This is a genomic window from Actinopolyspora mortivallis (assembly GCF_003001495.1).
GTDB classification, from domain to species: domain Bacteria; phylum Actinomycetota; class Actinomycetes; order Mycobacteriales; family Pseudonocardiaceae; genus Actinopolyspora; species Actinopolyspora mortivallis_A.
In genome coordinates, this window is the sequence record NZ_PVSR01000006.1 from 62,604 (window position 1) to 75,422 (window position 12,819).

Sequence of the window (12,819 nt, forward strand, 5' to 3'; positions counted from 1 at the left end):
CCACCGCCCTGCGGCGGGATGGTCGGTCCTCCGCATATGGGGCACATCCTCGGTACTACTCCTGTTCCCGGTGCAGCTCCGAGCAGTCCTGCGCCGTGACCGCTTCCACCCAGAGGTCCATCCGGTCGTGCTCGCAGCCGAAGGAGAGATAGAGACTGTCGCCGCGCGAAGCCGCGAGCTCGTCCTCGAACAGGTCCCGTTCCAGGTGGCGTTCGTCCCCGAGCACTCCCCACCCCGCTCCGGAGCCGAGCAGTTTCACCGGCTGCGCCGGCAGATAGACACGCTTCATGCGGTACAGCCATTCGGCCACCGCACGGGGACTGCACAACACGCGGTCCGGGGTGCGCCGTAACCGTCCCGCACGGGTGGAGGGAAAACCCTGCTCCCGCACCTCCACATAGGCGTGCCAATGGGTTCCGAGCCGGTGCCACTCGTCGAAATCACGCATCGGTGTCGCTCCCCTTCGACGCCGGGACAGCGTCGACCCACCCGAGACGGCACACTCCGGTGGTCGATCCAGGATTCGGGTTCCCTCTTTTGAATCGATACAGTATCGTGAATCACACCCCGACGACGGAACCACCCCGAAAACTTTCCAGAAAGAATTTTCTTGTGTTCCACAGTGTGTGGTCCGGAGGTCGACCCCCGAAGACGCACTCCACGGTTGCCTGCTTACCGCTGATCGACAGGTTGATCAACATCTTGTGCCGGTTCGGCCCGGAACGCGCCGTGACCGGAGCGGGCGTGACTGTTCGACGCCGACGGAGACCCGGTGTGGTGTGGGGCGCTTACGAGTTCGACGGTTTCCGCCGGTGTCGGTGTGAACCGACCACACGAAACAGCACGAACGGACGAGAAACCGGCAACCACCGGGGGCGCCGGACGAGAGCCCGGCGGCACGGCCCGCAGAACGTGGGAACGAGGACAGCACCGAGTTCGGCGAGGCCGTGAACCGTGGGACGAAAGGCAAAGGTGTGGGGATGATCTCGGGCCGATCTCCCCACACCCGTGTCGTCCCGGTGTTGCGGTGGGACGGGTGGGACTTGAACCCACGACAAGACGAATTATGAGTTCGCTGCTCTGACCTGCTGAGCTACCGCCCCGCGCGGACCGGACGCACTGATCGTATCGGGCCAGCTGCCCGCTGGTGCGCCGGGGTCCTCGCGACTCCAGGGTAGCGTTCCCACGAAAAGATCGGCGCACCCGAAGTGCGCCGATCCCGTGATCCAGTCCGGTGGGCTCTCAACGGCCGATGAACATCGTGATGTCGAACGAACCGGTCAGCTGGCCAATGATCACGGTGGTCGCCAACAGCGCACTCACCCCCGCCGTTGTCAGCAACGCCAACATGACCAGGTAAACCAGCGCCTTGAGCGGCTTCGGCAGCCGGCTCACCGACGAGAAGTCGGGCAACGAGAGCTGCCGAGGATCCTTTCCGATACCGGGTGCGGACATGATATCTCCCCCGTTTCCTGCGATCCCCTGTCATATTCCCTCGCCCCGGGGACGAAGAGCGAGGAGGCCACGTTGTGTTCTCGCGGCAACGAATCGATCGCGACAACCACTCTACTCCGGTGGCCTCTCCCACCTGGAAGCAGCGATCAAGCCGTGCACTGCACAAATAAACGGACGGTCACTGTCGCCGCACCCGCAAGATCGTCAATGGACCACGGATCGTTACCCGAGACTGACCTTTCCGACACCGATGCACCCGATCGGGGGTATCCGGGACGGTGGCCCTCCGATGCGCAGCACCTCGTCGGGAAACAGAAAAGCGAGGAACACCGTAGGACGCGGTGTCTCGGAACGACCGAGAGAGCCGGGCCACCCTTTCTCGTCCGTTCCCGAAAACGGACGATCCACACCTCACGGACAGAAGAACTCCGAAGGCTCCCGCACTCCCCTGTCCGAAGAACCGGGGAACACACAAAGAAGCCCAGGCTTTCACCTGGGCCCTTGCTCCTCCGGCTGGACTCGAACCAGCAACCTTTCGGTTAACAGCCGAATGCTCTGCCATTGAGCTACGGAGGAATGTTTTCTTTTCTCCCAGCGCCCCGCGCTGACGTCATCTACTGTAGCGCACCCGCGAAACCGCCCGAACACCCCCCTCCCCTTGCGGTGAAACCCCTGCTCAGAAGCTACTCGCGCCATGCGACGACGAAGATCCTCCGGAACGGGAACCACGTGGACCCGTCGGCCTCGCGCGGATAGACCTCCCGCAGTCGCGGCGCCAGCTCGTCCAGGAAACACCGCCACCGCCGCTCGTCCAGCAACGCCCGCACGGGACGCAAGGCGGTTCCGCACAGCCAGTCCAACACGGGATCGGCACCGTACAGCTGGTGCGCGTAGGTGCTCTCCCAGGCGTCGACCCGCACCCCCGGCTCGGTCAGCCCGCGCGCGTACTCCACCGGCTCCGCCACGCACTCCAGCCCTCGCGGAACCCCTCCCAACACCTCGACCCACTCCGGCTCGGTGGCCAGCTGGTACAGCGTCCGATGCGCCGGGGCGTCGAAGTTTCCGGGCACCTGCATCCCGAGAACCGCCCCCGAGCCCAGCGCACGCAACCAATCACGAACCAGCTCCAGGTGCCCCGGTACCCAGTGCAGAACCGCGTTGCAGAACACCACGTCGGTCTCGGACGGGGGCTTCCACTCCCGTACGTCCCCCACCCGCGCGGGAATCCCGGCCGCCACGGCGGCGCGCACCATCTCCGGGGAGGAGTCCAGCGCCTCCAGTCGCGCCCCCGGCCACCTGCGGGTCAGCAGCGGAGTGACGTCACCCGCTCCGCATCCCAGATCGACCACCCGCCGCGCCGGGTTCCACCCCATCCTGGAGAGCAGGTCGACAGCGGGGCGCTGCCGGTACGCGGCGAACTCCAGGTACTTTTCCGGATCCCACACGGGAGGTCACTCCCCGAAACCGCTAACAGTACGACTGTACTGTATACGAGTTCGGCCGGAAAAGAAAGCGTGCGGGAAGGACTCACCCCGAGCCGCGCTCCTCGTCCGCCAGACGCCGGGCGACCTCGTCCGCGTACTCGGCCAGGGTCCGCTCGTCGGCGTCCCGGTCCGGCCGCACCTGCAACACCGTTCCGTTCCTGCCGGGAACCCTCCGCCGTACGAAACGGGCACCGCCCATCGGCAACTCCCGGTACTGGGTGGACCTGATCGAACCGGTCACCCTGGTGTGCACCACGTCCGGCAACCGCCCGGGGGACTCCAGCCGGAAACGCCGCCGGGGCAGGTCACGCAGCAACACGGCGCCTCCGGCGCTGCGGTGCTCGCTCGCCTCCGTCAGCACCAGCACCCCGTCCCGCCAGACGGCCCGGTTCACCAGATGCCAGCCGATCCTGCGCGAGCCGGTGGGCTCGGGAATCCACAGACCGTGGTTGGTGGCCACCAACGCGCCCTCCGGGCTCAGTGCGGAGGCCAGCACCCGCTCGTCCGTCCCCAGCACCCCGTCGAAACGCTCCGGCAGCTCGGCGGTACCGCGCAGCCGCGCGAGCACCCGCCCGAACCAGGAGGTCATGTCACACCCTCCACGGCCTGCTGCAACAGCGACTTGTGGTACTGCTCCAGAGCGACCAGATCGCCGAACAACGCCCGGTACTCCTCGGCGTTCTCCAACGGAGAGAGCCGTTGTACCCGCGACTTGATGTCATCGATCTGGCGGGCGACCAGCCGCTCGCGGACCCTACCGAGCACTCCGCTGACATAGCGGTGGTCCTGCTCGGACTTGGTGTCCGGGGCCTCGACCGCCAACTGCGACAACAGTCGGACGGTGGTCTCGTCGGGACACTGGGCGCGCACGGCCTCCACCAGGGAGGCCCCCGCCAACCCGGACTGGGTGCCGCCCGCCTTCAACAGGGCCTCGTGCAACGTCTTGTACGCCGACTCGGTGAACGCCTCCTCGGGCAGGGAGTCGTAGACCGGCCCCGCCAGAGCCGGCGCCTGCAACGCCGCCTTCAACGCCTCCCGCTGGCACCAGCGCGGATCGTGCCGGGCGGGCCGCTCCGGCAGGTCCGCACCCCCTTCGGTCGTACCCGCCGCGGAAGCGCGCCGCCCACCCCGGGGCCGTGACTCCCGCACGGGCTCACCCGCGTACTCCCGCACGCGGCGGACAACCTGGTTCTCGTCGTTCCAACCGGTCCAGTGCGCGAGCTGTACCGCGTATCCGGTCCGGCTGGCCTGGTCCTTGATCCGGGCGACCAACGGAACGGTTCTGCGCAGCGCGGCCACCCGTCCGTCCACCGAGTCGAGGTCGTAGCCGTCCAGCAGGCTGCGGATGGCGAACTCGAACAGCGGACGCCGCCGGGCCACCAGGTCGCGGACCGCCCGGTCGCCGTGGTGCTGGCGCAGTTCGCAGGGATCCCTGCCCTCGGGGGTGATGGCCACGTAGGTCTGCGCGGCGAACTGCTGCTCCCCCTCGAACGCCTTCAGGGCCGCGTTCTGGCCGGCCTCGTCCCCGTCGAACGTGTAGATGACCTCGCCCCGGAAAGTGTCGTCGTCCATCATCAGCCGACGCAGCACCCCGAGATGCTCCTCCCCGAAGGCCGTACCGCAGGAGGCCACGGCGGTGGGCACCCCGGCGAGGTGCATCGCCATCACGTCGGTGTAGCCCTCCACCACCACGGCCTGGTGCCGCCTGGCGATCTCCCTCTTGGCCAGGTCCAGCCCGAACAGCACCTGGGACTTGTTGAACAGCGGGGTGGCGGGGGTGTTGACGTACTTCGCCTCGATCGGGTCCTCGTCGAAGACACGACGCGCACCGAAACCGACCACGTCACCGCCCAGATCCCGCAGCGGCCACAGCAGTCGTCGGTGGAAGCGGTCGATCGGCCCCCTCCGTCCCTCCCGGGACAGCCCGGCCTTGTAGAGCTCCTCCAGCTCGAAACCCTTGTTCAGCAGGTGTTTGGTCAGCCGGTCCCACCCACTGGGCGCGAAGCCGCAGCCGAAACGGGCGGCGGCCGACTCGTCGAAACCGCGTTCCAGCAGGAACTCCCTGGCCGGCTGGGCCTCCCCGGAACGCAGCTGCTCGGCATAGAACTCGGCGGCCAGCCGGTTCGCCTCCACCAGTCGGGTCCGGGTACCGGGCTCACGTCTGCTCGTGGGCTCGCCGCCCTCGTAACGCAGCCGCACTCCCACCCGGTCGGCCAGGCGCTCCACGGACTCGACGAAACCGAGATGCTCGGTCTTCATCAAAAACGCGATCACGTCGCCGCCCTCGCCACAGCCGAAGCAGTGGAAGGTCCCGTGGTTGGGCCGCACGTTGAACGAGGGGGTCTTCTCGTCGTGGAAGGGGCACAGCCCCTTCAGCGCACCCCCTCCGGCACGACGTAACGCGACGTACTCACCGACGATCTCGTCGATCCGGTTGAGTTCGCGGACTTCGGCGATGTCGCTCTCCCGGATTCGTCCCGCCACGTGGCCAGTCTAAAGGGTCCTCGCGGCCGGGACCCGCGACGGTCACCGGAGCGCTGACGCCCTCGGCGGCGGGGCCCGCCGCGAACCCCCCGAACCACCCGACCGAGGTATCCACCGAGCACACCCGGGTTCTTCGGGCACAATCGCGGTGTGCGATCCGCGGAAGACGTCCTCGCCACGGAGTTCGACGAGCAGCGCGCTCGGTTGTTCGGACTCGCCTACCGACTCACGGGAAGCATCTCGGACTCCGAGGACGTGGTGGAGGAAACCCGGACGCGGCTCACCGGCCTCTCCGGCACCGAGGACCCCGGAGGGGACCGTCCCGGAGACCTGATGATCCGAACCGTGGCCGCCCTCGCCCTGGAGCGGGCGCGACTGGCGGCCGGCCGCCGGAAACACTACGTGGGCCCGTGGCTTCCGGAACCCATCGTGACCGAGCACCACTGCCCGGCCACGAACCCGCTCGGCAGCGTGGTGCGGGCCGAGGACGTGCGCATGGCCGCACTCCGGATCGTCCAGCAGCTGCCCCCGGAACAACGCGTGGCCCTGGTGCTGCGCGAGGTGGTGGGACTTCCCCTCACCGAGATCGCCGTCCTGCTCGGCTGCACCGAGGAGCAGGCCGAACACCACGCCTGCCGGGCACGACGGACCGTGGACGAGGCACACCCGCCGCGCCGGGTACCCGCATCCCACCAGCACGAGACGGTCCAGGCCCTGCTCGCGGCACTCTCGGCGGAGGACCAGTGGGCGGTGGCCCGGATGCTGGACCCGCGGGTGAGCGTGCACGGCGACAGCGACGGCAAGGCGCGCACCGCGCTGCGTCCCGTCCACGGCCGGGACAGGGTCACCCGTTTCCTGCTCGCCCTGATCCGCAGATACGCCACCTCGGCCCTGAAGAACATGCGGTCCGTGCTGGTCAACGGCGATCCGGGACTGCTGTTGCCCGGTTCGCCGGCGGGCACCCCCTTCGACCGTGCGGTGGCCCCCCGGGTGGTGGGCTTCGCGGTCCGGGAGGGACGTGCCGCCGAGATCCACGACATCGTCAACCCCGACAAACTCACCCGGGTTCGGCTGTTGGCCGCGACCCCGTGACGGCCCGCTGCTACCCCGCCTCACCTTCCGGGGAGACGACCCGGGCGAGAAAGTAGACGGCTCCTCCCCCGGAGTGGCGCACCAGGAACCAGAAGGGACGGTCCACCGTCACCCGCAGCGGTTCCGGTTCCTCCACCAGCGCGGTGAGCCGCATCATCGCCGCCGTGGCCGCCGCCCCCTCCAGGCCGTTCTCGTCCACCCGCAGCACCGCCTCGTGCACGGCCGTGGAGATCCGCAGTGGTTTCTCGGTGAGCCCACCGAAATCCGCCGCGGGGGTGAAGGCGGTGCGCATCCCCAGCGCGGTGAGCGGGTCGTTCAGTTCCGCCGAGCCCGTGACCTCGAACTTCGGCATCCTCAGTTCCACCTGCCGCTGCTGGGGGGCCGTGACCAGACGGCGCAGCCGCGTGGGGGTCAGTTCCGGTTCGGCCGTCTCCAGCGCGGAGTCGGGCAGCAGCACCAGCGCCTCCACCCCACCGCGGGCGGGCAGCCGCACCACCTGCCATCCCTCGGCACGGGCGTAGCCCAGCGCCGCGTTCACCCGCATGGTGGGAACCGACCGGGTGCCTCCGGGAGCGTGGAACGGCAGCGGGGTGGTGTCCCGCTGCTCGAAGGCACTGTTCCAGGGGGTTCTCAGATAGAGCGCGTTGACCAGGGCGGCGACCGTCTCCGAGTCGACCGTTCCCGCCTTGACCAACTCCGGTATCAGCTCCCGGGTCACCTCGGCCACGTCCGCGTTGATCTCCTGCCGGGCTCGCTCCGGGGCGGCGCGGAAGGGCGTGGTGCGTATCCGGCTTCCGGGCCAGTCGGAGAACTCCGCGCGGTACTCGGCACGCGGAACGAGTTCCTCATCGACCCACAACCGGTTGGCCACGGCGGCGTCCACGTCCTCGCCGGCGACGACGGTCTGTTCGGCCACCGCGCGCAGCTGTTCGGGAAAACGTCCGTCGGGCTCGGCCCCCAGCATCCGTGCCATCTCCGCCCGGGTGTTTCCCCGGGCGGCCGAGGCGAGCATACCGAGCGTGCTCACCACCGAATAGGGTGACCAGCAGAAGTTTCGCCCGGCCTCGGACGTGAGAGCTCGGTGCAGGCGCAGCGGGAATTCGAGTTGTGCGTCCACGATGACGTCGCGCTCCGATCCACCACGGGAGCCGCTTCGCTCCGGTCCCGCGCGAGTCTGCCACTCCCCGGCGGCTCGGGGCGAGTGCGACCGGGCTTTCCGGTTCCCGCCACCGTCCGGCTCGATCGGTGAGTCCGCAGTGGATCTTCCCGGAGGCTCAGCGCAGGGACTCCTCCTCGATGTCGGCCAGCCCCATCAGCCGAAGTTCCTGGGCGATGTAGCCCGCGGCGCGTTCGGCAGCGGGGTCCTGCCAGCGCAGGTCCTTCACCCAGTCGGCGACGTTGTCGCAGTTGACATAGGGCTCCCCGTCGACGACGAGCTTCTGGATGTGGTGCCGGTTCGTCTCGTTGGACATCGGGGGTTCTCCTCGCGGCCTCACGGACCTGTTTCACTCGAAAGAGTTAATCATGACCAGCGGAAATCACGCTACGTGTCAGCGTGCCTCAACAGAAACGGCAAACGCCGCCCTGTCTGACATAGCTCACACGAAATCGCCGTCGTTGGACACGCACCGCTCATGCCAGGCCACGGCCTGGGAGTCGGTGAGCGAAGCGACCCGGTCCAACACGACCCGCATCCGTTCACCGTCGTCGGCGGCGTTCGACCACGCGAGCCGGGCCGACGGATCCAACGAGTCGGGGGCACCCTCGAAGAGGGACTCCACCAGCTCCCGCAGCATCCTCCGCTGCCTCCGCTGCACCCGCAGTCGCCGCTCGTCCCGCATCACGTAACGCAGCGCCACGGCCTTGAGCACGGCGACCTCGGCCCGCACCCGGTCGGGCACCACCAGCTCGGCCCCGTAGCGCGTCAGCGGTCCCCGCCCGAACGCGCCACGCGTGCCCCGCACCGCCGCCGTGACGAACCGGCCCACGAGCTCACTGGTCAACTCCTTGAGCGCCGCCTGCGCCCGGACCGAACCGTCGTAGTCGAGCACCTCGGCCAGGGCGGGCATCCCCGACAACCCGGTGACCGCTTCCTCCAGCAGCCCGGCGGGCAACATCCGCTGCCGCAGGAAGTTCCCGCTCGCGATCCGCAGGATCTCGTCCCGCTCCCCCGGGTCGCCCAGGGCGCGCAACGAGATCCGGCCGGCACGCACCCCGTCCTCCAGGTCGTGGACCGAGTAGGCGACGTCGTCGGCCCAGTCCATCACCTGGGCCTCCAGGCACCGCCTCCCGGAAGGAACCCCCTGACGCACCCACTCGAAGACGGCGGAGTCCGCCCCGTAGACCCCGAACTTCCCGTCCCGGGAGGCGGACAGCGGCCAGGGGTACTTCAAAACCGCGTCCAGCGAGGCCCTGGTCAGGTTCAACCCCCGCCCGAGTCCGTCCGAACCGAGCAGCTTGGGTTCCAGTCGGGTCAGGATGCGCAGCGTCTGCGCGTTGCCCTCGAAACCACCGCAGTCCACGGCCAGCTCGGCCAGGGCCCGCTCCCCGTTGTGTCCGAACGGCGGATGCCCGATGTCGTGCGCCAATCCCGCCGTGTCCACCACGTCGGGGTCGGCACCGAGTTCGACCGCGATGCCCCGTCCGATCTGGGCGACCTCGAGCGAGTGGGTCAACCGGGTGCGCGGAACGTCCCCCTCCTCGGGACCGACCACCTGCGTCTTGCCCGCGAGACGACGCAACGCCGCCGAGTGCAGCACCCGCGCCCGGTCCCGCGCGAAGGGGGAACGCGACGAGCCCGAGCCGTCGGCCACCTCGGCCCGCTTCGGGGGTTCGGCGAACCACCGCTGCCGGTCGTACCCGGTGTAGCCGGGTGTGTCACCAGAGGACATCGTCCACAGCTTACGAAAAACCCCGACATCCTCCCGTGCTCGGCGACGGGTGTGCCGGGCCCGTCCGGGGACCGGCTCAGCCCAGACCGTGCCCGGCCACCCCGGCCGAGGCGTGGGTGAGGCGGTAGAAGAGCATCGCCGCGGCCTCCCGCAGGATGTAGTAGGTACGGACCTCCCCGGTGGGGCCGCTTCGGGTGGGGGACACCGTCGCCCGCAGGCCGAGGTCCTCGGCCATCGTGCGGGAACGCCAGGAGTGCCAGGGGTCGCTGACGATGAGGGCGGAGTTCCACGAGTTCTCCCGCGCGACCTCGGCCACGGCGCTGATGCTGCGGAGCGTGTCACTGCCCACCTCCGCCTCGGTGACGGCACCCGCGGGCACTCCGTGCTCCACCAGCCACATCCGGCTCGCCTCGGCCTCGGTGTAGTTGTCACCGAGCTGTCCGCCACCCACGGTCACGACGTGGCTCGCCCGCCCCTGCCGGTACAGCTCCAGGGCGTGTTCGAGCCGGGCCCGCAGCACCGGCGAGGGATCACCGTTGTACTGCGCCGCTCCCAACACCACGATCATGTCGGCGCTGCTCCGCTCGTCGACCTGGGCGACCTGCCATACCCGGAACACCGTGCCGCCCAGGACCAACAGCGCCACCAGCACCGCGCCGAGCACACTCCGCCGCAACCAACGGGCCACCCGCCGGGAGGCCGGAATCCGCGTGGAATCGGGGTGATCGCTCACACCGGCATCGTTGCAGATCCGTCGACGTCTCCGGCGGGGTGCCCGCCCCTCGGTCGATCAGCAGCCCACCAACCGGGCAGCGAGGTAGGACTCCAGCTTGTCGATGGAGACCCGTTCCTGCTCCATCGTGTCCCGTTCGCGCACCGTCACGGCGTGGTCGGAGAGGGTGTCGAAGTCCACCGTCACGCAGAACGGCGTTCCGATCTCGTCGTGCCTGCGGTAACGACGCCCGATGGCTCCGGCGTCGTCGAAGTCGATGTTCCAGTTGCGGCGCAGCGCCGCGGCCACGTCACGCGCCTTCGGGGACAGGTCGGAGTTGCGCGACAACGGCAGCACGGCCACCTTGATCGGCGCCAGTCTCCGGTCCAGCTTGAGCACGACCCGCTTGTCCACGCCCCCCTTGGCGTTGGGGGCCTCGTCCTCCCGGTACGCGTCGACGAGGAAGGCCATCATCGGACGGCCCAACCCGGCCGCCGGTTCGATCACGTAGGGGCGGTAGCGGGAGTTGCTCGACTGGTCGAAGTAGGAGAGGTCCACCCCGGAGTGGTTGGAGTGGGTGGTCAGGTCGAAGTCGGTGCGGTTGGCGATGCCCTCCAGCTCACCCCACTCGCTGCCGCTGAACCCGAAGCGGTACTCGATGTCCACGGTGCGCTTCGAGTAGTGCGACAACTTCTCCTTCGGGTGCTCGTAGTGCCGCAGGTTGTCCGGATTGATGCCCAGGTCGGTGTACCACTCGGTCCGGGTGGCGATCCAGTACTCGTGCCAGGACTCGTCCTCGCCCGGCTCCACGAAGAACTCCATCTCCATCTGCTCGAACTCACGGGTGCGGAAGATGAAGTTGCCCGGGGTGACCTCGTTGCGGAAGGACTTGCCGACCTGCCCTATCCCGAAGGGCGGTTTCTTCCGCGCGGTGGTCATCACGTTCAGGAAGTTGACGAAGATCCCCTGCGCGGTCTCCGGACGGAGGTAGTGCAGCCCCTCCTCCGAGTCCACCGGCCCGAGGAAGGTCTTGAGCAGACCGTTGAACATCCTGGGTTCGGTGAACTGGCCGCGCGTCCCGCAGTTGGGGCAGGGAACCTCGGAGAGGTCGTTCTCGTCGACCTCCTTGCCGGTCCGCGCGGCGTAGTCCTCGGCGAGCTGGTCGGAACGGTGCCTGTGGTGACAGGCCGTGCACTCGACCAGCGGATCGACGAACTCCTGGACGTGGCCGGAGGCCTCCCAGACCTGCCTCGGCAGGATGACCGAGGAGTCCAGCCCGACGACGTCGTCGCGTCCCTGTACGACGCTGCGCCACCACTGACGCTTGATGTTGTCCTTGAGCTCCACCCCGAGCGGCCCGTAGTCCCATGCCGACCGGGTACCGCCGTAAATCTCCCCGCTCGGGTAGACGAAACCACGGCGCTTGCACAGGTTCACGATCGTTTCGATCTGGTCGGTGGGCACGTTCACTCCACGCTCGTCGCTGGTTGTTCGGGCTCTGGTCGGTGCTCTCGGCGCCCCGGAGAGGACGAGCCGACCAAGCTGGTACGGATTCTTGCCGGTGGGTTCCCCAGCGTACCCAGGTGGTCCCTGAGCACACGCGCCCACCCGACCGGCGACGGCCCCTCGCCTCCCGGAGGTCTCGCCGTAGCGTCCACAGGGACGTCGCCCCCGTGTCACGGCCCGTAGAATGGCCCCGTCGGCCCCGAGGCCTGCGCCACGAAAAGCCGAGAGGATGACACGGTCAAGGGACGGCGGCATCCGCGGCACCGTCCGGAACGAGTGGGTGATCACCGCATGGTCACGTCCCCGGAACATCTCATGAACAGCGACGACGGGCACCCTCACGAGCGGGCCGCCCCGGCGCCCCCCTGTGATCCGGCCACGCTCTCCGAGGCGGGCAACCTGCTGCGGGCCTTGGCCGCCCCGGTGCGGATCGCGATCGTGCTCCAGTTGCGGAGGGCGGAACGCTGCGTCCACGACCTGGTCGACGCCCTGGGAGTGACCCAGCCCCTGATCAGTCAGCACCTTCGGGTTCTGAAGGACGCCGGAGTCGTGCACGGCAGGAGGAACGGCCGGGAGGTGGTCTACCGGCTGGTCGACGATCACTTGGCCCACATCGTCGTGGACGCCGTGGCGCACGCCGAGGAGGACGCGCACCGCACCGAGGAGCCCCTCGACGAGCCGACACACGTCCCCGGAGAACACCGACAGGAGACGGAGACAGCGTGACCTCCAGCGAGCGTCCCGCGGCCGCGATCCCGGGCCTGCGGGCCACCAGACAGCGAGCGGCGGTATCGCGTCTGCTCAACGAGATAGACGACTTCCGTTCCGCGCAGGAGCTGCACGAGAAACTCCGGCACAGGGGGGAGGGCATCGGGCTGACCACCGTCTACCGGACCCTGCAGTCGCTCGCGGAGGCCGGAGAGGTCGACGTGCTGCGCAGCGAGTCCGGGGAGGCCGTCTACCGCAAGTGTTCCGACCAGCACCATCATCACCTGGTCTGCAGACACTGCGGCCGGACCGTGGAGGTCGCCGACCCTCCCGTGGAGGACTGGGCCGAACGCATCGCGGCCGAACACGGTTTCTCCCAGGTCCACCACACCGTGGAGATCGTCGGGACCTGCGCGGACTGCGGCGCGCGCTGAGGCACTCCCCGAGTGAGGAAGGACCCCCTCCCTGCCGACCTCCGTCCCCGTCG

The 12,819-nt window shown here is 68.8% G+C and carries 13 protein-coding genes and 2 tRNA genes; 3 read left to right on the forward strand and 12 right to left on the reverse strand.

Annotated elements, in window-relative coordinates; all coding sequences use genetic code 11:
• Window positions 1–55: 55 nt before the first annotated feature.
• The 7 genes from CEP50_RS06810 to dnaG form a co-directional block, all read right to left on the reverse strand.
• Window positions 56–448 (reverse strand): hypothetical protein, encoded by a 393-nt coding sequence (locus tag CEP50_RS06810; protein ID WP_106113085.1) that lies wholly within the window; start codon window positions 446–448, stop codon window positions 56–58.
• A gap of 580 nt (window positions 449–1,028) precedes the next feature.
• Window positions 1,029–1,103 (reverse strand) — tRNA-Ile (locus CEP50_RS06815).
• Between the two features lie 139 nt (window positions 1,104–1,242).
• Window positions 1,243–1,455, reverse strand: a complete 213-nt coding sequence (locus tag CEP50_RS06820; RefSeq protein WP_019854996.1) for a hypothetical protein — start codon at window positions 1,453–1,455, stop codon at window positions 1,243–1,245.
• Between the two features lie 504 nt (window positions 1,456–1,959).
• Window positions 1,960–2,031, reverse strand: a tRNA-Asn gene (locus CEP50_RS06825).
• Window positions 2,032–2,138: 107 nt separating this feature from the next.
• Window positions 2,139–2,900, reverse strand: coding sequence for a trans-aconitate 2-methyltransferase (locus CEP50_RS06830; protein ID WP_106113086.1), 762 nt, complete (start codon window positions 2,898–2,900; stop codon window positions 2,139–2,141).
• Window positions 2,901–2,982: 82 nt separating this feature from the next.
• Window positions 2,983–3,528, reverse strand: a complete 546-nt coding sequence (locus tag CEP50_RS06835) for a hypothetical protein (RefSeq protein WP_106113087.1) — start codon at window positions 3,526–3,528, stop codon at window positions 2,983–2,985.
• Window positions 3,525–5,423 carry a DNA primase gene (dnaG, locus tag CEP50_RS06840; RefSeq protein ID WP_106113088.1) on the reverse strand — a complete coding sequence of 633 codons (1,899 nt, stop codon included), beginning with the start codon at window positions 5,421–5,423 and terminating at the stop codon, window positions 3,525–3,527. Before dnaG ends, CEP50_RS06835 begins: the two co-directional genes overlap by 4 nt.
• A gap of 150 nt (window positions 5,424–5,573) precedes the next feature.
• On the opposite strand from dnaG, the gene CEP50_RS06845 reads away from it, so the two are divergent.
• Window positions 5,574–6,515, forward strand: a complete 942-nt coding sequence (locus CEP50_RS06845; protein WP_106113089.1) for a sigma factor-like helix-turn-helix DNA-binding protein — start codon at window positions 5,574–5,576, stop codon at window positions 6,513–6,515.
• A 10-nt stretch (window positions 6,516–6,525) separates the two neighbouring features.
• Here CEP50_RS06845 and CEP50_RS06850 read toward each other — a convergent pair whose 3' ends face one another.
• The 5 genes from CEP50_RS06850 to CEP50_RS06870 form a co-directional block, all read right to left on the reverse strand.
• Entirely contained in the window at window positions 6,526–7,632 is a 1,107-nt protein-coding gene (locus CEP50_RS06850) for a serpin family protein (RefSeq protein ID WP_106113090.1), read from the reverse strand.
• Window positions 7,633–7,789: 157 nt separating this feature from the next.
• The gene (locus CEP50_RS06855) at window positions 7,790–7,987 is read right to left on the reverse strand and encodes a hypothetical protein (RefSeq protein ID WP_019855002.1); all 198 of its coding nucleotides are present in this window, start codon (window positions 7,985–7,987) and stop codon (window positions 7,790–7,792) included.
• 126 nt (window positions 7,988–8,113) lie between these two features.
• On the reverse strand, window positions 8,114–9,406 hold the full coding sequence (locus CEP50_RS06860; protein ID WP_106113091.1) for a deoxyguanosinetriphosphate triphosphohydrolase: 1,293 nt from the start codon (window positions 9,404–9,406) through the stop codon (window positions 8,114–8,116).
• 76 nt (window positions 9,407–9,482) lie between these two features.
• Window positions 9,483–10,139 carry a YdcF family protein gene (locus CEP50_RS06865; protein ID WP_106113092.1) on the reverse strand — a complete coding sequence of 219 codons (657 nt, stop codon included), beginning with the start codon at window positions 10,137–10,139 and terminating at the stop codon, window positions 9,483–9,485.
• Window positions 10,140–10,196: 57 nt separating this feature from the next.
• The gene (locus CEP50_RS06870; RefSeq protein ID WP_106113132.1) at window positions 10,197–11,582 is read right to left on the reverse strand and encodes a glycine--tRNA ligase; all 1,386 of its coding nucleotides are present in this window, start codon (window positions 11,580–11,582) and stop codon (window positions 10,197–10,199) included.
• A gap of 357 nt (window positions 11,583–11,939) precedes the next feature.
• Between CEP50_RS06870 and CEP50_RS06875 the strand changes: the two genes are divergently transcribed.
• On the forward strand, window positions 11,940–12,350 hold the full coding sequence (locus CEP50_RS06875) for an ArsR/SmtB family transcription factor (protein WP_258174948.1): 411 nt from the start codon (window positions 11,940–11,942) through the stop codon (window positions 12,348–12,350).
• Window positions 12,347–12,766 carry a Fur family transcriptional regulator gene (locus CEP50_RS06880; protein ID WP_019855007.1) on the forward strand — a complete coding sequence of 140 codons (420 nt, stop codon included), beginning with the start codon at window positions 12,347–12,349 and terminating at the stop codon, window positions 12,764–12,766. The genes CEP50_RS06875 and CEP50_RS06880 overlap by 4 nt, the downstream gene beginning before the upstream one ends.
• The last annotated feature ends 53 nt before the right edge of the window (window positions 12,767–12,819 follow it).

Bases quoted from the DNA above. Each gene is read 5' to 3' on its own strand.
- CEP50_RS06810 (WP_106113085.1), bottom strand. From the start codon at position 448: ATGCGTGATTTCGACGAGTGGCACCGGCTCGGAACCCATTGGCACGCC.
- CEP50_RS06820 (WP_019854996.1), bottom strand. From the start codon at position 1,455: ATGTCCGCACCCGGTATCGGAAAGGATCCTCGGCAGCTCTCGTTGCCC.
- CEP50_RS06835 (WP_106113087.1), bottom strand. From the start codon at position 3,528: ATGACCTCCTGGTTCGGGCGGGTGCTCGCGCGGCTGCGCGGTACCGCC.
- CEP50_RS06855 (WP_019855002.1), bottom strand. From the start codon at position 7,987: ATGTCCAACGAGACGAACCGGCACCACATCCAGAAGCTCGTCGTCGAC.
- CEP50_RS06860 (WP_106113091.1), bottom strand. From the start codon at position 9,406: ATGTCCTCTGGTGACACACCCGGCTACACCGGGTACGACCGGCAGCGG.
- CEP50_RS06875 (WP_258174948.1), top strand. From the start codon at position 11,940: ATGAACAGCGACGACGGGCACCCTCACGAGCGGGCCGCCCCGGCGCCC.